We start from the raw sequence: 22,405 nt of genomic DNA, 5'->3' as shown, positions 1-22,405 counted from the left end.
CATGTATGACGTCTTCGTGGTGGGTGGCGGTCCTTCGGGGGCCGTGGCGGCGGAGGATCTGGCGCGGGCGGGGAAGTCCGTCGCGCTGCTGGACAGGGCGGGGCGGATCAAGCCCTGCGGGGGGGCGATCCCGCCGAGGGCGATCAAGGATTTCGGCATCGACGATGCGCAGATCGTGGCCAAGATCACCACGGCGCGGATGATCTCTCCCACAGGCCGGATGGTCGATATCCCGATCGAGAACGGCTACGTGGGCATGGTGGACCGCGAGCATTTCGACGAATACCTGCGCGACAGGGCGGGCAAGGCCGGGGCGGAGCGTCTGACCGGGACCTTCGTTCGGATCGAGCGGGACGGGGCGGGAACGCATGTCATCTGGCGCGAGAAGGCGACGGGGGCGGAGCGGCGGTCCGCGGCGAAGATCGTGATCGGGGCGGATGGCGCGCGGTCGGTGGTGGCGCGGGCGGAAGTGCCCGGCGGCAGCACGATCCCCTATGTGATCGCCTATCACGAGATCATCAAGGCCCCCGAGCCGTCGCCGGACTATGACCCCGACCGCTGCGACGTGATCTATGACGGGCGGATTTCCCCTGATTTCTACGGCTGGGTCTTTCCGCATGGGGGACAGGCGAGCGTCGGGATGGGGACGGGGCTGGATGGGGTGGACCTGAAGAAGGCGACCGCCGACCTGCGCGCGGCCTCGGGCCTGACCGATTGCGAGACGATCCGCAAGGAAGGCGCGCCGATCCCGCTGAAACCGCTGGACCGCTGGGACAATGGGCGGGATGTGGTGCTGGCCGGGGATGCCGCCGGGGTCGTGGCGCCTTCGTCGGGCGAGGGGATCTTCTATGCCATGGCGGGGGGGCGCGTTGCGGCGACGGCTGCGCAGGCGGCACTTGCCTCGGGCCGTGCGTCGGATTTGCGCATCGCGCGGAAGATGTTCATGCGGGAACATGGGACGGTGTTCCGGGTCTTGCGGTCCATGCAGGATGCCTATTATCGGAGCGACGAGCGGCGCGAGAGGTTCGTGAGCCTTTGCCATGACGTGGATGTGCAGAAGCTGACCTTCGAGGCCTATATGAACAAGAAGCTGGTGAAGGCGCGGCCCATGGCCCATGTGAAGATCGGGATGAAAAACATGGCGCATCTGTTGCGGTTGGTCTCTCCGGTCTGGACATAGGGAGGTGGCCATGCTGGCCCCCACGGCTGCGGCAACGGAAGAGATGATCCCGGCATGGGTCGATGGGCGTCTGACGCCCGTGGGCAAGCTGGAGGTTCATCAGAAGGGGCTGCGGCACAAGGCGGTGTCCGTCTTCGTGCTGGACGGGACGCGGGTGCTGATCCAGCAAAGGGCGCTGGCGAAGTATCATACACCCGGACTTTGGGCCAATACCTGCTGCACCCATCCGCGCTGGGACGAGGACCCCGCCGCCTGTGCGGTGCGCCGCCTGCGCGAGGAATTGGGGATCGAGGGGCTGTTTCCGGCCTTTGCCGACCGGGTGGAATATCGCGCGGATGTGGGCAACGGGCTGGTGGAGCATGAGCTGGTGGATATCTTTGTTGCGGATGCCCCGGCCGATCTGAAGGTGGTGCCGAACCCCGATGAGGTTGCCGCCGTGCGCTGGGTCGATCTTTACGACCTGTCGGCGGAGGTGCTGCGCGTGCCGGAGCGGTTCACGCCTTGGCTGCGCATCTATCTGGCCGAGCATATGGACCGGATATTTGGCAGCCTCGTTTCCGGACGGTGAGGCCGGATCAGGGCGCGGCGATCCCGTCGAGGAAGGGAAGGATGAGGTCGGCCACCTCGGCGGCGGCTTCCTCATGCACGAGGTGGCCGTGGCCCGGCAGTTCGGCATAGGTGGCGGCGGGCATGTGGCGCGCGGCATCCTGCGAGATGCGGGCGGGGACGGCCAGATCGCCGGATGAGGCGATGAGCAGCGTGGGCGTGGCGATGGTGGGAAGCTGGCGCATCAGGTCGTCCAGCCGCCATTGGGCCATCATGCCGAGCGTGCCGTCGACATGGGTCGCATCGCGCACAAGAGTCAGGTATTGCGCCTGTCCCGTGGCATCGAGCGGAGAGCCGGTGGCGGTAAGGAGTTTCGCCACCGTGGCAGGGTTGCCCCAGAGCCGCGCCACGACATGCGGGATGAAGGGCGTCACCGCGAGGACGCGGGCGAGGAGCGGGAACATCACGCCCGCCGCCCCGTCGAAGGCGCCCAAGGCGGCGTTGATGCCGACGATGCCGCGCGGGTTCAGGAGGGAGGCCATGCGCAGGGCGAGGGCCGCCCCGGCGGAATGGCCGATCAGGGCGAGAGGGGCCACGCCCATATCCTGGCACAGGGTTGCCATGTCCTCGGCCATCGCGTCGATGCCGTAACGTCCGCGCGCACCAGAGCGGGTAAAGCCCTGACCGGGAAGGTCTGGGACGATGACGCGGTAGCGCGGTGCAAGCAGGGGAATGAGGTTGCGGAAACTGTGCCCCGCCCCCCCGGCCCCGTGCAGGAGGAGCAGGGCGGGGCCGTCGCCGCCGGTGTCGATCACGTTCCAGTCATGCGGACGCGCGGCGATGCGGCGGGTTTGGGCGCGGAACGGCCAATCGGGCGGCATGCGGTCCGGGGGCATGCGGTCTTTGGGCCTGCGGGGCGCGGTCATGTCAGCTTTCCAGAGCCTCGCCCAAAGCAGCGGAGAGGCGGCGCGCATCGGCGCGGGGGAGGGCGAGATAGGGGGCGTCCATGATCTGCGCGAGCGTCTTCAGGGACGGCTGCGGGCGGTTGGCCACGTCGATCACGAGGGCGGGGGTGGCGGAGAGGCGGATCTGGCGGGCGAGGAGGGTGGCTTCCTCTTCGGCTCTTGCGCGGTCGGGGGTGCCGTCGAGGGCGATGTTGCCGCGACCGTCCGTCAGCAGGGCGATGGTGGGGGTGAGGCCGCGCTGTTTCGCCTGTGCCGCCGTGGCCAGCGCCAGTTGCAGGCCGGAGGCGAGGGGGGTGCCGCCGCCGCCGGGGACGCCGGCGAGGCGGCGTTTGGTTTGGACGAGCGAGCGGGTGGGGGGGAGGAGGAGTTCCGCCGCGTGGCCCTTGAAGGCGAGGAGGGAGACGTGGTCGCGCCGCGCATAGGCCTGTGCGAGGAGGAGTTCGATGGCGCCCTTCGCCTCGGCCAGCCTTGCGAAGGCGGCGGAGCCGGAGGCGTCGACGGCGAAGATCAGCACACGGTCGGAGGTTTCGCGGAAGCGTTTCAGGCGGATGTCGGCGGCGCGGACGAGGAGGGCGGCGTCGCGGTCGGGCTGGGCCTTGCGGCGGAGCGGTTGCCACGGGGCGGCGGCGCGCAGGGTGGCGACGAGGTCGATGCGCGCGCCGGGTTCGAGGCGGCCGGGGCGGGACGGGAGGGGGCGGCCGCGGCGGTTGCCGCCCTGTTCGGCGCCCGTGCCGCCTGCGGATTTGGCGGCGCGGGTGGCGCGGCCTTGCGCGAGAGCCTCCAGCAGGTCGCGGGGGAGGGCGGCGAGGGCGGCTTCGACGAGCATCTCCTCGGGGAGGGATTGGGATTGGTCTTCGGACTGGGCTTCGCCTTGGTCCGGTGTTTGGTCGGGTTGGGGGTGGTCGGGCTGCTGTTCGGCCTGTTCGGGGAGGGGTGTCGCGCGGTGGGCGTAGATGAGGGCGGCGGCGGTTTCGAGGTCGTCGTCGGTGACTTCGCGTCGGCCCTGCCATGCGGCATGGGCGCGGGCGGTGGTGGCGGCCAGGAGGGGGGCGCGGAGGGAGGGGATGCCGAGGTCGGCTGCGGCGCGGGTGAGGGCGGCGAGTTGGCTTTCGGTGAGGCGGAGGGTGGGGAGGCGGTCTCGCGCTTCGGCAAGCCTTTGAGCGTCTAGGGAAATGTCGCGCGAGTCGCCGAGCGCGATGTCGGTGAGGTCGAGGAAGAGGGAGAGGCGGTCGGCAAGCGCAGGGGCGACGGTTTCGTCGGGGTCGGCGCCTTCGTCCAGTGCGATGAGGCTGTGGGCGGGTTGGTCGAGGGCGCTGGCGAGGCGGGCGGCGAGGCCTGCGGGGCAGCGTTCGGCCATGGTGAGGATGAGGGAGGAGGGCGTGGCGAGGAGGCCCGCCTGCATCACCGGCTGGCCCGTGGCGAGGGTGGCGGCGAGGTCGAGGCCGCCGAAGAGGGCGTCGTCGGTGATGGTCGGGTGCAGGCGGCGTAGCGGCAGGGGGATCGCGGCCAGTGCGGCCGTCACGCGGTCGCGGACGGGGCCTGCGCGGGCGCGGAGCCACAGGCCCTTGAGCCCCGCCGGATCGATGGCGAGGCAGGCGAGCGCGGTTTCCACCCGGCCCCAGGGATAGTTGGGGGTCAGGGCAGGACCTCCGTCACTGCGCGGATGACGCGGGTGGTGGAGCCTGCCTCGTCCAGCGGATCGCGGCGGAGGCGGTGGGAGAGGCACATGGGCGCCACGGCCTTGAGGTGGATGCGGCCTACGGCCTCGTCCCCTTCGAAGGCGGCCAGTGCCCGGGCGGCGCGGAGGAGCGTGAGTTCGCCCCGCAACCCGTCGGAGCCGATGGCGATGCAGAGGCTGGCGCAGTCGTGGAGGACGGTGTTGGGCGTCTTGACCTGCGGGAGTGCCGCGCGGGCGTGGAGGATGCGGTCGCGCAAGCTTGCGTCCTGCGGGCGCCATGTTTCCATGAAGGCGCCGTAGGCGGAGTCATAGGCGTCGCGGCGGCGGATGACCTCCACGCGGGTTTCGACGTCGCGGGGGGAAGTGACTTCGACGGAGAAGCCGAAGCGGTCGAGGAGTTGGGGGCGGAGTTCGCCTTCCTCCGGGTTGCCGGAACCGACCAGAACGAAGCGGGCGGGGTGGCGGATGGAGAGGCCTTCGCGTTCGACCACGTTCTCGCCGGATTGGGCGACGTCGAGGAGGAGGTCGACGATGTGGTCTTCCAGCAGGTTCACCTCGTCGATGTAGAGATAGCCGCGATTGGCGCGGGCGAGGAGGCCGGGTTCGAACGCCTTCTCGCCGCGGGTGAGGGCGCGTTCGATGTCGAGGGCGCCCACGACGCGGTCTTCGGTCACGCCGAGGGGGAGGTCAACCACGGGGGTGGGTTTGGTGATGATGCGGTCGGTCGCGCCTTGCGCCCAGTCGGGGACTTGGGCGGGCGTGGGGGAGTTGACGGGGCAGCCTTCGACGGCCTCGATTTCGGGGAGGAGCGCCGCGAGGGCACGGACGGCGGTGGATTTGCCGGTGCCGCGGTCGCCGAAGACTAGGACACCGCCGATGGCGGGATCGACAGCGGTCAGGATCATGGCCTGCTTCATGGCCTCTTGCCCGACGATGGCGGAGAAGGGGAAGGGTTGCTTCATTTGGGCACCGTAAGTGCAAGGATTTTCTGCGAAAATCCTTGGGGGCGAATTTTCTGCGAAAATTCGGGGGGAAGGGAGCAGGTGGCGGCGCGATCCTTCGCGGAAGGATCGGGGGCAGGAATTTTCGCAGAAAATTCCTGCAAGGAATGCAAGGGGTCGCCGCCGTTCCAAGTGCCCGCGCTGCCCAGCAGGCGGAAGCGGGCATAGAGTTCCTCATCGAACCAGTCGCCGTCGCGGACGGCCTTGATGGCGCGGCCATGTGGGCCGTCGCCGCGGGCGAAGGCGGCCATGCTGGCCGTGTCGGGCCAGATGGAGAAGGTCACCTGATGGAGGAGCGGGACCTCGCCTATGCCGATCTTGAAGGCGACATTGGGGTCGGCGCCGATGGTGGCCGAGATGTTCGGCACGCGGTCCCAGAATTTCAGGGCGCGGGCGGGTTTCACCGTGGCGCGGGTGAGGGCGGCGAGCGGGCCGGTCGTCTGTTGGCCCGGTGCGTCGGGGAGGAAGGGATTCACCCCGGCCCATGAGCCGCGGGCGGAGAGGGGTGCAAGGAAGATTGTCCAGCTTTCCCGCGCTCTTGCACGCCATTTCTGCCAGACCGGGCTGGTGGCGGTGGCGGTGCGGGCGGTGGCCTCGTCGGGCCAGGTGGCGAGGATCGCCCAGACGCCCCAGTTGGGGCGGGGCGTGAAGCCTTCGCCGGTGCCGGAGCCGCAGAGTTTCCAGAAGAGCGCGCGCCGTTCCTGCCGCAGGGCAAACCGCGCCGCGCCCATCTGGCCGATCACCCAGAGGCGCGGCAGCAGGCCATCGAAACGGAAAAGGCTGAGGCTGGTGACAGAGATGGCGCGACCCTCCGTGCGGGATGGTGTAAACTTAGTCTGACATTTTGTGCCGCCAAGGGGAAGCGAAAAGGGGCGGGTGCGGCGCTATGTTCTGTGATATTGTAAATCAAACTAGACACTCTATCATCAGGGTCATGGAACAGATGCAGCAACTTCGCCCCGCACCCGCACCCGCCCTGCCAGAGGCAGATCATGCCATCGTCATCGGCGCGGGGCTTGGCGGCCTTGCCTCGGCCATGCGGTTGGGGGCGAAGGGGTGGCGGGTGACGGTGATCGACCGGCTTGATCGGGTGGGCGGGCGTGGGTCGTCGATCACGCAAGGGGGGCATCGGTTCGATCTGGGGCCGACCATCGTGACGGTGCCGCAGGGCCTGCGCGACCTTTGGGCGGCCTGCGGGCGGGATTTCGACCGCGATGTGCGGCTGGTGCCCATGGAGCCGTTCTATGAGATCCGCTTTCCCGACGGGTCGACCTTCACCGCGCGGCAGGACGAGGCCGCGATGAAGGCCGAGGTTGCGCGGCTTTCGCCATCCGATGCAAGGGGTTACGAGAAGTTCCTGAAGGACAGCGAGGCGCGTTACTGGTTCGGCTATGAAGACCTTGGGCGGCGGCCGATGCACAAGCTTCTGGACCTGATCAAGGTGCTGCCGAAGTTCGGGATGATGCGGGCGGACCGGTCGGTCTATGCCCATGCCGCGCGGCGGGTGAAGGATGAGCGGCTGCGCTTTGCGCTGTCCTTCCATCCGCTGTTCATCGGGGGCGATCCGTTCAACGTGACGTCCATGTATATCCTCGTCTCGCATCTCGAAAAGGCGTTCGGGGTGCATTACGCGATGGGCGGGGTGCAGGCGATTGCCGAGGCGATGGCGCGGGTGGTGGCGGCGCAGGGCGGTGAGGTTGTCCACGATACGGAAGTGGATGAAATCGTTACGGAAAATGGTCGCGCGGCGGGGGTGAGGCTTGTCAGTGGCGAGGTGATGCGGGCGGGGTTGGTGGTCAGCAATGCGGATGCGGGGCATACCTATACGCGGCTGTTGCGCAACCTGCCGAGGAAGCGCTGGACCGACCGGAAGGTGAAGGATGCGCGCTGGTCCATGGGGCTTTACGTCTGGTATTTCGGGACGAAGGGCACGCGCGACATGTGGCGCGACGTGGGGCATCACTCCATCGTCGTGGGCCCGCGCTATCGCGAGCATATCAAGGATATCTTCATTCGCGGGAAGCTTGCGGATGACATGAGCCTTTATGTGCATCGGCCGAGCGTCACCGACCCGAGTTGCGCGCCCGAGGGCGACGATACCTTCTATGCGCTGTCGCCGGTCCCCCATCTTGGTTTCGACAACGGTGTGGACTGGGCCGAGGAGGAACCGCGCTACCGCGCCAAGATGGCGAAGATGCTGGACGAGCGGTTGATCCCCGGTTTCCGCGAGCGCATCACCGAGGAGACCGTCTTTACCCCGGAAACCTTTCGCGACCGTTACCTGTCGCCGTACGGTGCGGGATTTTCCATCGAGCCGCGCATCCTGCAATCGGCGTGGTTCCGGCCGCACAACATCTCGGAAGAGCTGCCGGGGCTGTTCCTTGCCGGGGCGGGCACGCATCCGGGGGCGGGATTGCCGGGCGTCATCGGCACGGCGGAGGTGCTGGGGCAACTGGTGCCGGATGCGCCCAAGCTGTTGAGACAGCGCGAGGAATTGAGGATGGCCGCCGAATGATCGACCCGCGCGACATGGCCCATTGCCGCGAGGCGATCCGTACCGGATCGCTGTCCTTCCATGCGGCATCGCGGCTGTTGCCGCCTGCGGTGCGCGATCCGGCGCTGGCGCTCTATGCCTTTTGCCGGATGTCGGATGACGCGGTGGATGAGGGGGCGGACAAGGGTGCGGCGGTGCTGGGGCTGCGCGACCGGCTGGATCTGGTTTATCGCGGAACGCCCGCCGATGCGCCCGCCGACCGCGCCTTTGCCGCGGTGGTGGAGGGGTTCGAGATGCCCCGCGCCCTGCCCGAGGCGCTGCTGGAAGGGTTCGCCTGGGATGCTGTGGGGCGGCGGTACGAGACGCTGTCGGGGGTGATGGACTATTCGGCGCGGGTGGCGGCGGCGGTGGGGGCGATGATGTGCGTCCTGATGCGGGTGCGCGACCGGGATGCCTTGGCGCGGGCCTGTGACCTTGGGCTGGCGATGCAGTTGACGAATATCGCGCGGGATGTGGGCGAGGATGCGCGGGCGGGGCGGCTTTATCTGCCGATGGAGTGGCTGCGGGCGGAGGGCATTGATCCGGATGGGTTTCTTGCGCGTCCGAAGGCCTGGCCCGGTGTCGCGCGGGTGACGCTGCGGCTGCTCGATGAGGCGGACAGGCTTTATGCGCGGGCGGATGCGGGGGTGGCGTCGCTGCCCTTGCCCTGCCGTCCGGGCATCCATGCGGCGGGGCTGATCTACGGGGCGATCGGCACCTGCGTGCGGCGTGCGCGCGGCGACAGCGTGACGGCGCGGGCGCGGACGGGGCAGGGGCGGAAGCTGGCCTGTCTGGTGGCGGCGGGTGCCAAGGCCGCGATGTCGGCGGTGGGGCCGCGGGCGGCGGTGCTGCATGCGGAGCCGGAGCCGGAGGTGGCCTTTCTGGTGCGCGCGGCGGCGCGTGAAGACCTGCGGCGGGGGCGTTCCGATACGCTGCTGTCGGTTCTGGCGCAGCTGGAGGCGCAGGATCGCGGGATGGCCTGAAGGCCTTGGGGCACAAGGTTTTTCTTGGACGACGGCGCAAGCCGGGCTAGATCGCGCAGTGCAACCCTGCGGAGCGGCGCGATGGAATATCTCACCCTTTTCCTGACCTATCTTGCGGCCTGTGGCGCGGCGGCGGCGACGGGGGCGATGTTCCAGCCGGGGGAGTGGTACCGGGGCCTTGCCAAGCCGCGCTGGACGCCGCCGGACTGGCTGTTTCCGGTGGCGTGGACGGTGCTTTATCTAGCCATGTCGGCGGCGGCCGCGCGGGTGGCGATGATCGACGGGACGGGACAGGCGCTGGCGCTTTGGTCGGTGCAGATCGCGCTCAACACCTTGTGGACGCCCGTCTTTTTCGGGCTGCGGCGGATCGGGGCGGGGCTGGTGATCATCTTTCTTCTGTGGCTGGCGGTGGCGGCGACGATGGTCGCCTTCTGGCAGCATGACGCCATCGCGGGGGCGCTGTTCCTGCCCTATCTTCTGTGGGTGACGGTGGCGGGGATGTTGAACCGGTCGGTGTGGTATCGCAACGCGGCGGCGGCCTGAGATTTCAGGGAGTTGGGCGGAAACGGGTGTACCGGATCCTGTGCCGTGAACCGTACCGCAACCTGTCAGCACGCAGCGGGCGGTGAAACGGGGTTTGACGCAACGCGGGGCTGAAAATCTGCGTCAGATTTTCAGGCGATTTCTGCGCGCAGAAATCGCGCCGGAAATTGGCACAATTTCCGGTCACCAACCGCTGCGCCTTGGCACCCGGACGGCGAGCATCGGTTTGAGCCAAGGTTGGCGGAAACGGGTGAGGTCGAGCGCCTCGTGAACGCCTTGGGTGACCTCTCCGTCCAGCCGGGTTTCGACGACGCTGCGGGAATAGAAGGGGGCGTCCAGCATGGGCAGCACCTGACGGGGACGGGTGCCGGGATCGGCGCGGGTTTCGCGGCGGACCAGCCATGCGGTGCGGGCGAATTGGGTGCGGGGGGGCGCCGTCACCTCGCGCGCCTCGCCGGAAGGGGCGACTTCCAGCGCGAAATCCTGCTGGGTGCCGTCGCGCCATGTGGCATCGTAGAGGCAGAGCGCGCGATCCTGCATCGGGAAGCGGCCCCATGTCCAGAAATCGAAATCCCGCTCCAGCGCGGTGGTGCCGAAATTGGCGTCGAAATAGCCATGGCCCTGCCAGCGGTGGCCTTGGGTGAGGTTCACGTCGATCCGCGCCGTGGGGGCGAAGGGGCGCCATTGGTGGCGGGGGTGGAGGGCGAGTTCCACGCCCGTCACGGCGGAAGGGGTGAGGGTGATGCGGCCCCTGACGCGGGAGATCAGGGGGGGAGAGGAGACCTCGTCCACGTCGATCACCAGTTCGCGCCCCGTCCAGTGCATGCGCGAGGGGCCGATGGTGAGGGTGTCTTTCGACTGTTGCAGGGCGGCGGTGCCGCGGTCGGTCATGGTGAAGCGGCCACCGGGGCCATAGGTGGCGACGTTGAGGCAGACGTGGTTCTGCGGGTTCCGCCGCCCGCTCCACGCATACCATGGCGAAAAGACCGAGCCGATGAATCCTATGACCGAGACCGCGCGGCGCCCGTCATCCGAGACGCCGTCGAGATACCACCAGGCGTAGCCGTCGGGGCCGACTTCGACGCGGAAATCCGGTCCTGCATGATCGCCTCGGCCGCGTGCTTCGCGGAGAGGGCTGCCATCGGCACGCCCGCACCCGGATGTGCCCCGCCCCCCGCCAGATAGAGGCCCGGCAGGGCGGTCCGGGCCGGGGGGCGCTGGAAGCTGGCCATCGTCCCTTCGGGTGACCTGCCATAGATCGCCCCCCTTGACGCTGGAAAGAGCCGGTCCAGCGTGGCGGGGGAGGTGAGCGCCTCCGACCCCGGCGGCGTAAGGGTCAGGCCCATGCGGGAGAGGCGGTCGAAGGTGATCTGACGGCATGTCTGGAAATCCTCGGGGCGCAGGGCGGGCAGGCCCGCGGGGGCGTTCAGGATGATCTCGAAGCGTTCGGGGCCGGAGATGGGGCCGGCAATGGCGCGTGCGCGGGGGTCATGAATACGGTCTTCGGCGCAGAGATAGAGCGTGGGTGCCTCGGGCATGCGGCCCTGCCCGATGGGGCCGAATTCCGCCTCGGGGTCGGCGGTGAAGAAGAGGTTGTGATGGACGAGGTGGGCGGCCTTGTCGCCCTGCGCCTCTGACGCGAAGGCCCAGACGAGGGCGGATAGGCTGCGCGGGTGGGAGGCCGTGCGGGGCAGGCTGGCCGCGGCGGCGCTGCCCATGCGGCCTTCGGTCAGGGCGGCAGGGTCGCCGTTGAAGACGACGGATGTGCAGGGGAGCGTGCGGCCATCGGCGATCTGGACGCCCGTGACATGGCCGTTCTGGCGCTGGATCCGGGTGGCTTGGGTGGAGAAGCGGAAGGCCACGCCCATGCGTTCGGCAAGGGCGGTCAGGGCCATGGCGAGATGGTGCATGCCCCCCTCCACCGCCCAGACGCCCCGCGCCTCGGCCCGCCAGATGAGGGAGAGGACGGCGGGGGATCGGGCGGGCCTGCCGCCGACATAGGTGGCGTAGCGGGCGAAAAGCTGGATCAGGCGGGGGTCGCGGAACTGCGTTCGCAGCCAGCGTTGGAGGGAGAGGCCGGGGAGGAGGGCGGGCCAGAGCCTTGGCTGGCGCAGCGCGGCGCGGGCGATGGCGGGAAGGTCGGGTCGGGCCGCCTGCATCACGGGGGCGTCGAAGGCCTGATGCAGCGCCTCGGCCGTGGCGTCGAATTTCAGGAAGGCCGCCGCCTCGCGCGGGCCGGCGAAGGCGCGGATGTTCTCGGCATTCTCGGCGCTGTCGGTGGTGAGATCGAGGGCGGAGGAGTCGGGCCACCAGTGGCGGGCGAGGATGCGCTGCGGGACGAGGGTGGCGTGGTCATCCAGCCGTTCGCCGTTCAGGGCGAAGAGCGCATCGAAGACATGCCGCATGGTGAGGACGGTGGGGCCGGTATCCACCGGCCCTGCGGGTGACGGGATGGCGCGGGCCTTGCCGCCGGGGGTGGCGGCAGCCTCCAGCACGGTCACCTTCAGCCCGGATGCGGCCAGCCGGATGGCGGCGGCAAGGCCGCCCATCCCGGCGCCGATCACGATGACGCGGTCCTGTTCCATGCGGGAGAGTTTAGGGAAGGCCTTGAAGTTGTCCATCGCGAATTACAACAAGGTGTAAGATTTAATTTACAGTTTGCGGTGGCGGTGCGAAACTGCCCCGCAGGACAGCGAAAGGAACGGTCATGGGCGTGAATGGCGGCATGGACGTGCGGATCGAGGCGGCGGTGGCTGCCGCGCTTTCGCTGGGGCAGGGGCCTGCGGGCGGGGATGCGCCCTCCAAGCTGCGGGCGGCGCTGGATCATGCGGTGTTTCCGGGCGGGGCGCGGATCAGGCCGACGATCCTTGTGTCGGTGGCGCGGGCCTGCGGCGATGACCGCCCGCATCTGACGGATGCGGCGGCGGCGGCGCTGGAACTGATCCATTGCGCGAGCCTTGTGCATGATGACCTGCCCTGTTTCGACGATGCCGACATCCGGCGCGGCAAGCCCACGGTGCATCGCGCCTATGGCGAGCCGGTGGCGGTGCTGGCGGGGGATTCGCTGATCGTCCTGGCCTTCGAGGTGCTGGCGCGGGCGGCGGGGGAAAGCCCGGGCCGGGCGGTGGAGTTGATCCGGGTGCTGGCGCAGCGGACCGGGATGCCGGGCGGCATCTGCGCCGGGCAGGGCTGGGAGAGCGAGGCGGAGGTGAATGTCGCCGCCTATCACCGTGCGAAGACGGGGGCGCTCTTCATTGCCGCCACGCAGATGGGGGCCATCGCGGCGGGGCAGGAGCCGGAGCCGTGGGAAGAGTTGGGCGCGCGGATCGGCGAGGCGTTTCAGGTGGCGGATGATCTGAAGGATGCGCTTTTGACCGAGGCCGAGATGGGCAAGCCTGCCGGGCAGGATGCCGCCCATGCGCGCCCCTCTGCCGTGGCGGAACTGGGGGTGCCGGGGGCGGTGTCTTACCTGAAGGATATTCTGGGCGGGGCGATTGCCTCCATCCCGTCCTGCCCCGGCGAGGCGATGCTGGCCGCCATGGTGCGGGCCTATGCCGAACGGATGACGCCCGTCGCCCTGCAGCCGGTGCGGGGATGAGCGACGCGGCGGCGGGGGCCGTGACGCCCGGTCGCCGGGCGCGGCAGCCTTGGGCGGTGCGGCTGGGCCTGTCGCCGCGGTTCCATGCCTTTTGCGCGCGGGTGCCGGGGTTGAAGCACATGGCGCGGGCCGAGGGCGCGGCGCTGTTCGATATCGTGCAGGGTTTCGTGCAGTCGCAGGCGCTGCTGGCGCTGGTGGAGTTGCGGGTGCTGCATCGGCTGGCCGAGGGGCCTGCGGCTTTGGCCGCGCTGGCCGGGCCTGCGGGCGTGCCGATGGAGCGGATGGCGATCCTGTGCAAGGCGGGTGCAGGGCTGGGCCTGATGGCCGAGCGGCGGGGGATCTGGCGGCTGACGGTGCGGGGGGCGGCCTTTCTGGCCGTGCCAGGGCTGGAGGCGATGGTGCGGCATCATCCCGTCCTTTACCGCGATCTGGCGGACCCGGTGGCGTTCTTCCGGGGGGAGACGCAGCCGGAGTTGGCGGGGTTCTGGCCCTATGTCTTTGGCGCTGGGGGCGCGGCGGACCCGGAACTGGCCGCGCGCTATTCGGCGCTGATGGCGGACAGTCAGGGATTGGTGGCGGCGGATACGCTGGCCGCCGTCGATTTCCGGGGCATCCGGCATCTGATGGATGTGGGTGGCGGGACGGGGGCCTTTCTGGCCGCCGTGGGTGCCGCGCATCCGGGGCTGCAGATGACGCTCTTCGATCTGCCCGCCGTGGTGCCGGGGGCGGAGGCGCGATTCACCGCCGCGGGCATGGGCGGACGGGTGCGGATCGTGCCGGGATCGTTCCGGGATGACCCTCTGCCTGCGGGGGCGGATGCCATCTCGCTGGTGCGGGTTCTGTATGACCATGCCGATTCCACGGTGGCCGGATTGCTGCGCGCGGTCTGGGCGGCGCTGCCCGATGGGGGGCGTATCCTGATCTCGGAACCCATGGCCGGGGGCGCGCGGCCCGATCCGGCGACGGATGTGTATTTTTCCATCTACACCCTCGCCATGCAGACGGGGCGGACCCGGTCGGGCGCGGAAATCCAGCGGATGCTGGAAGAAGCGGGCTTTGCCGATTGCCAGATCCGGCCCGGATTCCGGTCTTTCGTCACCTCGGTGGTGACGGGGGTGAAGCCTGTCAACGACACCGCACAAAAAAGTGTCTAATTAAATTGACACTGCGCGCTGTCAGTCTATCCTTACACATAGCCAAGAGCGCTCCACCAATCCGGAGAGTCGCGGCGCAGGGGGAAGAAACGTGAGAACCACCGCAGTCATCCTGTCCGGCCCGAGGGAGCTTTCGCTTCAGGCGCTGGACCTTGTCGCCCCGGGCGCGGGTGACCTTGTGGTCGAGATCGCGCATTCCGGCATTTCCACCGGCACCGAGAAGCTGTTCTACACCGGCACAATGCCGCCCTTTCCGGGGATGGGCTATCCGTTGGTGCCGGGCTACGAGGCGGCGGGTGTCGTTGTCGAGGCGGGGGCCGAGAGCGGCTATCGCGTCGGCGAGCATGTCTTCGTTCCCGGGGCCAACTGCTTTGCGGGCGATGTGAAGGGGCTGTTCGGGGGCGCGTCGCGTCACCTTGTGACGCCCGCGCATCGGGTCGCGCGGATTGATGGCGGCATGGGGCCGGAGGGCGCGCTGCTGGCGCTGGCCGCGACGGCGCGGCATGCGCTGGCGGGCTTTGCCACGGCGTTGCCCGATCTGATCGTGGGGCATGGGACCTTGGGGCGTCTGCTGGCGCGGCTGACGCTGGCGGCAGGTGCGCCCGCGCCGACCGTTTGGGAAACCAATCCGGCGCGGCGCGAGGGCGCGGCAGGCTATGCCTGCATCGCGCCCGAAGACGACCCGCGCCGGGATTACCGCGCGATCTATGACGCGTCGGGCGCCAAGGGCCTGCTGGACCAGCTGGTGATGCGGCTGGCCAAAGGGGGCGAGGTGGTGCTGGCGGGGTTCTATACCGAGCCCGTCCAATTCGCCTTTCCGCCCGCCTTCATGAAGGAGGCGCGCATCCGCATCGCGTCGGAATGGCAGCCGGATGATCTGGTCGCCACCCGCGCGCTGATCGAGAGCGGGGCTTTGTCCCTATCTGGCCTCATCACCCACACCCGACCGGCAACCGACGCGCCCGAGGCCTATGCGACGGCCTTTGGCGATGCGGCCTGTCTGAAAATGATCCTCGATTGGAAGGCCACGGCATGAACGACGTTCCGAACCTGAAGGATTTCGACACCCGCCTGCGCGACGAGGCGCATGAAGAGCCGTCGCTGGAGGTGCCGCAGGACCCGCCGTCGAAGAAGACGCAGATCATCGCGATCTATGGCAAGGGCGGGATCGGGAAGTCCTTCACGCTGGCCAACCTCAGCCACATGATGGCCGAGATGGGCAAGCGCGTGCTGCTGATCGGCTGCGATCCGAAGTCGGATACGACGTCGCTGCTGTTCGGCGGCAAGGCCTGCCCCACGATCATCGAGACGTCTACCCGCAAGAAGTTGGCGGGCGAGGAAGTGAAGATCGGCGATGTCTGCTTCAAGCGGGGTGGGGTCTTCGCGATGGAACTGGGTGGCCCGGAAGTCGGCCGCGGTTGCGGCGGGCGGGGGATCATCCACGGCTTCGAACTGCTGGAGAAGCTGGGGTTCCATGACTGGGACTTCGATTATGTGCTGCTGGATTTCCTTGGCGACGTGGTCTGCGGCGGGTTCGGCCTGCCCATCGCGCGGGACATGGCGCAGAAGGTGATCATCGTCGGGTCCAACGACCTGCAATCGCTTTACGTGGCGAACAACGTCTGCTCTGCGGTGGAGTATTTCCGCAAGCTGGGCGGGAATGTCGGCGTGGCGGGCATCGTCATCAACAAGGATGACGGCACGGGCGAGGCTGCGGCCTTTGCCGAGGCCGTGAACATTCCGGTGCTGGCCTCGATCCCGGCGGATGACGATCTGCGGCGGAAATCGGCGAATTACCAGATCGTGGGCACGCATGCGACCCAGTGGGGCGCGCTGTTCGAGGAACTGGCGGGCAACGTGGCCGAGGCGCCGCCGCTGCGCCCGAAGCCCCTGACGCAGGACGGGCTGCTGGGCCTCTTCGATGCCGAAACCACGGGTGCGGATTTCGTGCTGGAGCCTGCCAACGATGCCGACATGCGCGGCAAGTTCGCGGGCGAGGTGAAGTCTCTGGAAGTGGTCTACGACGATGTTTGACCTCGCACAGCTTGAGAGATTGGAAGAAGCGCTGCGCGCGCTGGCCCGGAAGGGGACGAAGTGATGGACGGCGAAATCCGCTATGACCAGACAGCCGAGACGCCCGTGACCGAGGGGCTGCGCCCCGAGGCTGGCGCGGCTGGGGTCGTGGCGGATGGCATGGGATGCCATGCCGGTGCTGCCGAGATGGAGGCTGCGGCCCGGGCTGCGGGGAATTCCGAGATTCTGGACCAATATGCGGCGGACTATCCGCAGGGGCCGCATGACAAGCCGCAGAGCATGTGTCCTGCCTTTGGGTCTTTGCGCGTTGGTTTGCGGATGCGGCGGGTTGCGACGGTGCTGAGCGGGTCGGCCTGCTGTGTCTATGGGCTGACCTTCGTTTCGCACTTCTACGGGGCGCGGCGGTCGGTGGGCTATGTGCCGTTCAACTCCGAGACGCTGGTGACGGGGAAGCTTTTCGAGGACATCCGCGACGCGGTGCATGAGCTGGCGGACCCGGAGCGCTATGACGCGGTGGTGGTGACGAACCTTTGCGTGCCGACGGCGTCGGGCGTGCCACTGAAGCTGTTGCCCAATGAAATCAACGGTGTGCGCATCGTGGGGATCGACGTGCCGGGCTTCGGCGTGCCGACCCATGCAGAGGCGAAGGATGTGCTGGCGGGGGCGATGCTGGCTTACGCGCGGCGCGAGATCGAGGCGGGGCCTGTGGCCGCGCCGGAGCGGGGACGGTCGGACCGTCCGACGGTCGCGCTGCTGGGCGAGATGTTCCCGGCGGACCCGATGATGATCGGGGCGATGCTGGCGCCGATGGGGCTGGCGGCGGGGCCTGTTGTGCCGTGCCGCGAGTGGCGGGAATTGTATGCGGCGCTGGATTGCGGTGTCGTGGCGGCAATCCATCCTTTCTACACGGCGGCGATCCGCGAGTTTCAGGCGGCGGGGCGCAAGGTCGTGGGGTCGGCTCCGGTCGGCTATGACGGCACGATGGCTTGGCTGGCGGCGATAGGCGACGCCTATGGCGTGGCGGCGGAGCAGGTGGCTGCGGCGCAGAACGCCTTTGGCGGGGCGATCAAGGGGGCCTTGGCCGCGAACCCCGTGAAGGGGCGGATCACGCTGTCGGGCTATGAAGGCTCCGAATTGCTGGTCGCGCGTCTGCTGGTCGAGAGCGGGGCGGATGTGGCCTATGTCGGCACGGCCTGCGCGCGGAACGACTGGTCGGCGGCGGATCGCGATTGGCTGGAGGCGCGGGGGGTGGCGGTGAAGTACCGTGCCTCGCTGGAGGATGACTGCGCGGCGATGGAGGCGTTCCGGCCTGATCTGGCGATCGGGACGACTCCGGTGGTGCAGAAGGCCAAGGAACTGGCCATCCCGTCGCTTTACTTCACCAACCTGATCTCGGCGCGACCCCTGATGGGGCCTGCGGGGGCGGGGTCCTTGGCGCAGGTGGTGAATGCCGCCATGGCCAACAAGGCGCGCATGGACGGGATGAAGGACTTCTTCGAAGGCGTTGGCGAGGGGGATACGGCGGGCATCTGGGAAGGCGCGCCGAACCTGCGGCCCGATTTCCGCGCCGCGCATCAGAAGAAGCTGGAAAAGGCCGCCAAGGCAGCAGCTGCGGAGGCGATGATATGAACCGTCGCCACGATTTTTCTGCGAAAAATCGGAAGAACGAATTTTCTGCGAAAATTCGGGGGTCCGCTCTGGGTGCTGATTTTTCGCAGAAAAATCGGGGTTGGGGGAGGCTGGCATGCTGATCCAGGACCATGATCGCGCGGGTGGCTATTGGGGGGCGGTCTATGCCTTCTGTGCCGTCAAGGGATTGCAGGTGGTGATCGACGGGCCTGTCGGCTGCGAGAACCTGCCTGTCACCTCCGTCCTGCATTACACCGACGCGCTGCCGCCGCATGAGTTGCCCATCGTGGTGACGGGGCTGGGCGAGGAGGAGCTGGGCCGGGACGGGACCGAGGGCGCGATGAAGCGGGCGTGGAAGACGCTCGATCCGGCGCTGCCTGCGGTGGTGGTCACGGGGTCGATTGCCGAGATGATCGGTGGTGGCGTCACGCCGATGGGGACCAACATCCAGCGCTTCCTGCCGCGCACCATCGACGAGGACCAGTGGCAATGCGCGGATCGCGCGATGACATGGATCTTCACCGAATTCGGGATGACCAAGGGGCGCATGCCCATCGAGAAGAAGCGCGAGGATGGCGACAAGCCGCGCGTCAACATCCTTGGCCCGATGTACGGCACCTTCAACATGGCGTCGGACCTGCACGAGATCCGCCGTCTGGTCGAGGGGATCGGGGCCGAGGTCAACATGGTCATGCCGCTGGGCGCGCATCTGGCCGAGATGCGGAACCTGGTGAATGCGGACGTGAACATCGTGATGTATCGCGAGTTCGGGCGCGGCCTGGCCGAGGTGCTGGGCAAGCCCTACTTGCAGGCACCCATCGGGCTGGACTCGACGACGAAGTTCCTGCGGAAGCTGGGGGAGTTGCTGGGTCTGGACCCGGAACCCTTCATCGCCAAGGAAAAGCATTCGACGCTGAAGCCGGTCTGGGATCTGTGGCGGTCGGTGACGCAGGATTTCTTCGGCACCGCCAACTTCGCCATCGTGGCGAACGAGACCTATGCGCGCGGAATCCGCGCCTATCTGGAGACCGATCTGGGCCTTCCTTGCGCATTCGCCGTCGCGCGTCAGGCGGGGGCGAAGACCAACAACGAGGCGGTGCGGGCGATGATCCGCCAGCATCGGCCGCTGGTCCTGATGGGGTCGATCAACGAGAAGATGTATCTGGCCGAGCTGAAGGCCGGACACGGGCCGCAGCCGCATTTCATCGCGGCGAGCTTTCCCGGTGCCGCCATCCGCCGCCATACCGGCACGCCCTTCATGGGCTATGCCGGCTGCGTCTGGCTGTTGCAGGAGGTCTGCAACGGGCTGTTCGAGGCGCTGTTCCACATCCTGCCGCTGGGGTCCGAGATGGACTCGGCGGCGGCGACGCCCACGACCCTGCGGCGCGACTTTCCCTGGGATGCCGATGCGCAGGCCGAACTGGACCGGATCGTTTCCGAACATCCGATCCTCACCCGCATCTCCGCTGCGCGCACCCTGCGCGACGCGGCCGAAAAGGCCGCGCTCGATCAGGGCGCGGAGCGGGTGGTCAAGGAAACGGTGGAAGCCCTGCGGGGCCAACCACTCAAGGCAACACAAGGAGGGACTGCATGAGCGATCACACCGCAGGCGGCAGCGGGCATCACGCCCACCGCGCACCGCGTTTCGAGTTCTACGTGTATTTCGCCCTGATCTTCCTTGTGGTGATCCCCTTCGCCGCCATCGCTTGGATCGTGCAGACGGTCGTCGAGCGGCGGTTGCCGGTGCATGGGCCGCTGGCCCGTGCCTGGCGCGAGGCGGGATCGATCACGCCGAACATATTCCGGCCGTAAGGCCAGATGCCCGGCCCTGGGGCCGGGGACGCTTTCTCCGGGTTGCGCCCGACCCGTCACCGCTTCGCCTTCCCGCAGACCATCGCGGGGGGGTGAGAACTCGGAAGGGCATTCCGCCTGACCGTGAACCCCGCCGCAGGGAATGCGGCGTCAGTCTGCCCATCCGGAGGATAGAATGGCTGATAAATCCGACCTGAGCTTCACAGGTCTTACCGACGAGCAGGCGCAGGAACTGCACTCGGTGTATATGAGCGGGCTTTGGCTGTTCACGGCCATCGCAGTCGTCGCCCATATCGCCACGTACATCTGGCGCCCCTGGTTCTGAGGAGGATCAAAACATGTCCAAGTTCTACAAGATCTGGCTCATCTTCGATCCCCGTCGCGTCTTCGTCGCGCAGGGCGTCTTCCTGTTCCTGCTGGCTGCGATGATCCACCTGGTGGTTCTGAGCAACGGCCTGAACTGGTTCCAGACCGCTGCCGCCGCCGGTGGCGCCGTCGCGGCGACCGAGTAACGCCGCAAGGCACTGGCTGCGGGCGGAGGGTTTCCCCCTTCGCCCGCGGCGACCCCGAACGGGCAAATCCGACGGCCACCAAACGACCGCCGGTCGCAACACAGCGGAGAGGGAAGCATGGCACTGCTCAGCTTCGAACGGAAATATCGCGTGCCGGGGGGCACGCTCATCGGCGGAAACCTGTTCGACTTCTGGGTCGGGCCTTTCTTCGTCGGTTTCTTCGGCGTCACGACATTCTTCTTCGCGGCGCTCGGCACGATCCTGATCTTCTACGGCACCGCCATGGAAGGCGTCTGGAACCCGTGGCTCATCTCGATCGATCCCCCGCCCGTGGAATACGGGCTGGGCTTTGCCCCCTTGATGGAAGGGGGGCTTTGGCAGCTCATCACGATCTGCGCGCATGGGGCTTTCATAAGCTGGGCCCTGCGCGAGGTGGAGATCTGCCGCAAGTTGGGGATGGGCTTCCACGTGCCCTTCGCCTTCGGCGTGGCCATCTTCGCCTATACGACGCTGGTGGTGTTCCGCCCGCTGATGATGGGCGCCTGGGGCTATGCCTTCCCCTATGGCATCTGGACGCACCTCGATTGGGTGTCGAACACGGGCTATACCTACGGCAACTTCCACTACAACCCCGCCCACATGATCGCCGTGTCGTTCTTCTTCACGAACGCGCTGGCGCTTGCCCTGCACGGGGCGCTGATCCTGTCCGCCGCCAATCCCGAGAAGGGCAAGGAGATGCGGACGCCGGATCACGAGGATACCTATTTCCGTGACCTGATCGGTTATTCGGTCGGCACGCTGGGGATCCACCGTCTTGGCCTGCTGCTGGCGCTGAATGCCGGGTTCTGGAGCGCGGTCTGCATCATCATCTCGGGCACGATCTGGTTCGACCAGTGGGTCGTCTGGTGGGATTGGTGGCTGCAGCTGCCGTGGTGGGCCGACATCGCAGGAGGCGTAAATGGCTGAGTATCAGAACATCTTCACCCAAGTGCAGGTGCAGGCCGCCCCCGAGATGGGGATGGTGGAAGAGGTCGAACTCTCCAACCGCACCAAGAGCGCGTCCTTCTCCACCCTCGCGGGCTGGTTCGGGAACGCGCAGCTGGGGCCGGTCTATCTGGGCACGATGGGCGTCATCTCGCTGATGTCGGGCGCGGTGTGGTTCATGCTCTGCGGGGCCTGGTTCTGGTATCAGGCCGGGTTCAACCCCGCGGTCTTCATGCGCGACCTGTTCTGGTTCTCGCTTGAGCCGCCCTCGTCCGAATACGGTCTGGGCTTCGCGCCCATCGCCGAAGGCGGGCTTTGGATCATCGCGTCCTTCTTCCTGCTAGTCTCGGTCTGTGCCTGGTGGGTGCGGACCTACCTTCGGGCACAGGCTCTGGGCATGGGCAAGCATGTGAGCTGGGCTTTCGCCTCGGCCATCTGGCTGTTCCTTGTCCTTGGCCTGTTCCGGCCGATCCTGATGGGGTCGTGGTCCGAAGCCGTGCCTTACGGCATCTTCAGCCACCTCGACTGGACCAACAACTTCAGCCTGACCTATGGCAACCTGTTCTATAACCCCTTCCACGCGCTGAGCATTGTGTTCCTTTACGGCTCGGCCCTCTTGTTTGCCATGCACGGCGCCACCATCCTTGCGGTGTCGCGCTTTGGCGGGGATCGGGAGTTGGAGCAGATCGCCGACCGGGGCACCGCTTCGGAACGCGCGGCGCTGTTCTGGCGCTGGACCATGGGGTTCAATGCCACGATGGAAGGCATCCACCGCTGGGCCTGGTGGTTCGCGGTGCTGGTGACGCTTACGGGCGGGATCGGCATCCTGATCACGGGGACGGTCGTGGACAACTGGTACGTCTGGGCACAGGACCACGGCTACGCGCCGCTGGATTGAGGAGATAGGACATGTCTGACGACTTCATGCAGCAAAAGCCCGGTTCTGCCCTTCGGTCCTGGGCGCTTTACCAGATGATGGCCGGGGCAGGGTGGGCGGCGCTCTTCCTGCTGGCGGTGGCGGCGATCCTTCTGGCGGTGTGGGGCGTCGGCCTCCTGCTGCCCGAGGAAAGCAAGCAGGCCCCCGACCCGAATGCCTTCCTGATCACGGCCCCCGCGGAAACGCGGGTCGCCTGAGGCTTCGATGCGGGCGGAGGGTTTCGCCCGCATCCCTACCATTCGGGCCATACGCCGGCCCGGATCCGGGGCGCAACCACAGCCCGGTTCCCTTCCTGTTGGCGACAGGGACCTGGTGC

General features: G+C 67.8%; 23 protein-coding genes. 17 read left to right on the top strand and 6 right to left on the bottom strand.

All coding sequences use genetic code 11. The features are described 5' to 3' along the window. Window position 1: 1 nt before the first annotated feature. Both TabM4_RS12085 and idi read left to right on the top strand, forming a co-directional pair. On the top strand, window positions 2-1,180 hold the full coding sequence (locus tag TabM4_RS12085; protein ID WP_434612618.1) for a geranylgeranyl diphosphate reductase: 1,179 nt from the start codon (window positions 2-4) through the stop codon (window positions 1,178-1,180). Window positions 1,181-1,190: 10 nt separating this feature from the next. Continuing rightward, on the top strand, window positions 1,191-1,748 hold the full coding sequence (idi, locus tag TabM4_RS12080) for an isopentenyl-diphosphate Delta-isomerase (RefSeq protein ID WP_434612616.1): 558 nt from the start codon (window positions 1,191-1,193) through the stop codon (window positions 1,746-1,748). A gap of 7 nt (window positions 1,749-1,755) precedes the next feature. On the opposite strand, the gene bchO is transcribed toward idi, so the two are convergent. The 4 genes from bchO to crtA are packed head-to-tail and all read right to left on the bottom strand — an operon-like array spanning window position 1,756 to window position 6,170. Beyond that, a complete protein-coding gene (bchO, locus tag TabM4_RS12075) occupies window positions 1,756-2,622 on the bottom strand; it encodes an alpha/beta fold hydrolase BchO (RefSeq protein WP_434612614.1) in 867 nt (288 codons plus the stop codon). Window positions 2,623-2,653: 31 nt separating this feature from the next. Further along, window positions 2,654-4,303: a magnesium chelatase subunit D gene (locus TabM4_RS12070; protein ID WP_434612612.1), complete on the bottom strand. Its 1,650-nt coding sequence runs from the start codon at window positions 4,301-4,303 to the stop codon at window positions 2,654-2,656. 23 nt (window positions 4,304-4,326) lie between these two features. Further along, complete coding sequence (gene bchI / locus TabM4_RS12065; protein ID WP_434612610.1) at window positions 4,327-5,331, bottom strand: magnesium chelatase ATPase subunit I; 1,005 nt, start codon at window positions 5,329-5,331, stop codon at window positions 4,327-4,329. Beyond that, complete coding sequence (gene crtA / locus TabM4_RS12060; protein WP_434622058.1) at window positions 5,328-6,170, bottom strand: spheroidene monooxygenase; 843 nt, start codon at window positions 6,168-6,170, stop codon at window positions 5,328-5,330. The genes bchI and crtA overlap by 4 nt, the downstream gene beginning before the upstream one ends. Window positions 6,171-6,313: 143 nt before the next feature. Here crtA and TabM4_RS12055 point away from each other — a divergent pair, with 143 nt between their 5' ends. The 3 genes from TabM4_RS12055 to tspO all read left to right on the top strand — a co-directional run bounded on the left by TabM4_RS12055 (window position 6,314) and on the right by tspO (window position 9,429). Beyond that, entirely contained in the window at window positions 6,314-7,885 is a 1,572-nt protein-coding gene (locus TabM4_RS12055) for a phytoene desaturase (RefSeq protein WP_434622056.1), read from the top strand. Next, window positions 7,882-8,886 (top strand): 15-cis-phytoene synthase, encoded by a 1,005-nt coding sequence (gene crtB / locus TabM4_RS12050; RefSeq protein ID WP_434612608.1) that lies wholly within the window; start codon window positions 7,882-7,884, stop codon window positions 8,884-8,886. The genes TabM4_RS12055 and crtB overlap by 4 nt, the downstream gene beginning before the upstream one ends. A gap of 81 nt (window positions 8,887-8,967) precedes the next feature. Further along, on the top strand, window positions 8,968-9,429 hold the full coding sequence (tspO, locus tag TabM4_RS12045) for a tryptophan-rich sensory protein TspO (protein ID WP_434612606.1): 462 nt from the start codon (window positions 8,968-8,970) through the stop codon (window positions 9,427-9,429). Window positions 9,430-9,612: 183 nt separating this feature from the next. Here tspO and crtC read toward each other — a convergent pair whose 3' ends face one another. Next, entirely contained in the window at window positions 9,613-10,434 is an 822-nt protein-coding gene (crtC, locus tag TabM4_RS12040) for a carotenoid 1,2-hydratase (RefSeq protein WP_434622054.1), read from the bottom strand. Further along, window positions 10,431-12,050, bottom strand: coding sequence for a 1-hydroxycarotenoid 3,4-desaturase CrtD (gene crtD / locus TabM4_RS12035; protein ID WP_434612604.1), 1,620 nt, complete (start codon window positions 12,048-12,050; stop codon window positions 10,431-10,433). The genes crtC and crtD overlap by 4 nt, the downstream gene beginning before the upstream one ends. An 86-nt stretch (window positions 12,051-12,136) precedes the next feature. Here crtD and TabM4_RS12030 point away from each other — a divergent pair, with 86 nt between their 5' ends. The 12 genes from TabM4_RS12030 (at window position 12,137) to pufX (ending at window position 22,286) form a co-directional block, all read left to right on the top strand. Continuing rightward, complete coding sequence (locus TabM4_RS12030) at window positions 12,137-13,027, top strand: polyprenyl synthetase family protein (protein ID WP_434612602.1); 891 nt, start codon at window positions 12,137-12,139, stop codon at window positions 13,025-13,027. Next, the gene (locus tag TabM4_RS12025; protein WP_434612600.1) at window positions 13,024-14,181 is read left to right on the top strand and encodes a methyltransferase; all 1,158 of its coding nucleotides are present in this window, start codon (window positions 13,024-13,026) and stop codon (window positions 14,179-14,181) included. Before TabM4_RS12030 ends, TabM4_RS12025 begins: the two co-directional genes overlap by 4 nt. 91 nt (window positions 14,182-14,272) lie before the next feature. Continuing rightward, a complete protein-coding gene (bchC, locus tag TabM4_RS12020; RefSeq protein ID WP_434612598.1) occupies window positions 14,273-15,217 on the top strand; it encodes a chlorophyll synthesis pathway protein BchC in 945 nt (314 codons plus the stop codon). After that, on the top strand, window positions 15,214-16,215 hold the full coding sequence (locus TabM4_RS12015) for a chlorophyllide a reductase iron protein subunit X (RefSeq protein ID WP_434612596.1): 1,002 nt from the start codon (window positions 15,214-15,216) through the stop codon (window positions 16,213-16,215). The genes bchC and TabM4_RS12015 overlap by 4 nt, the downstream gene beginning before the upstream one ends. A gap of 63 nt (window positions 16,216-16,278) precedes the next feature. Further along, window positions 16,279-17,844 (top strand): chlorophyllide a reductase subunit Y, encoded by a 1,566-nt coding sequence (bchY, locus tag TabM4_RS12010; protein ID WP_434612594.1) that lies wholly within the window; start codon window positions 16,279-16,281, stop codon window positions 17,842-17,844. Window positions 17,845-17,959: 115 nt separating this feature from the next. Beyond that, window positions 17,960-19,438: a chlorophyllide a reductase subunit Z gene (bchZ, locus tag TabM4_RS12005; RefSeq protein WP_434612592.1), complete on the top strand. Its 1,479-nt coding sequence runs from the start codon at window positions 17,960-17,962 to the stop codon at window positions 19,436-19,438. Continuing rightward, on the top strand, window positions 19,435-19,656 hold the full coding sequence (gene pufQ / locus TabM4_RS12000) for a cytochrome PufQ (protein WP_434612590.1): 222 nt from the start codon (window positions 19,435-19,437) through the stop codon (window positions 19,654-19,656). Before bchZ ends, pufQ begins: the two co-directional genes overlap by 4 nt. A 175-nt stretch (window positions 19,657-19,831) precedes the next feature. Further along, window positions 19,832-19,981 carry a light-harvesting antenna LH1, beta subunit gene (gene pufB, locus TabM4_RS11995; RefSeq protein ID WP_101920918.1) on the top strand — a complete coding sequence of 50 codons (150 nt, stop codon included), beginning with the start codon at window positions 19,832-19,834 and terminating at the stop codon, window positions 19,979-19,981. Between the two features lie 13 nt (window positions 19,982-19,994). After that, a complete protein-coding gene (pufA, locus tag TabM4_RS11990) occupies window positions 19,995-20,168 on the top strand; it encodes a light-harvesting antenna LH1, alpha subunit (protein WP_434612588.1) in 174 nt (57 codons plus the stop codon). 117 nt (window positions 20,169-20,285) lie between these two features. Continuing rightward, window positions 20,286-21,134, top strand: coding sequence for a photosynthetic reaction center subunit L (pufL, locus tag TabM4_RS11985; protein WP_434612586.1), 849 nt, complete (start codon window positions 20,286-20,288; stop codon window positions 21,132-21,134). Further along, complete coding sequence (pufM, locus tag TabM4_RS11980) at window positions 21,127-22,050, top strand: photosynthetic reaction center subunit M (RefSeq protein ID WP_434612584.1); 924 nt, start codon at window positions 21,127-21,129, stop codon at window positions 22,048-22,050. The genes pufL and pufM overlap by 8 nt, the downstream gene beginning before the upstream one ends. Window positions 22,051-22,061: 11 nt before the next feature. Further along, complete coding sequence (pufX, locus tag TabM4_RS11975; protein WP_434612582.1) at window positions 22,062-22,286, top strand: RC-LH1 core complex protein PufX; 225 nt, start codon at window positions 22,062-22,064, stop codon at window positions 22,284-22,286. Window positions 22,287-22,405: the final 119 nt, after the last annotated feature.

Origin of the sequence: Tabrizicola sp. M-4 (assembly GCF_051132405.1) — a bacterium.
Taxonomy (GTDB): Bacteria; Pseudomonadota; Alphaproteobacteria; order Rhodobacterales; family Rhodobacteraceae; genus Paragemmobacter.
This window is presented reverse-complemented; position numbering and strand designations above follow the sequence as displayed.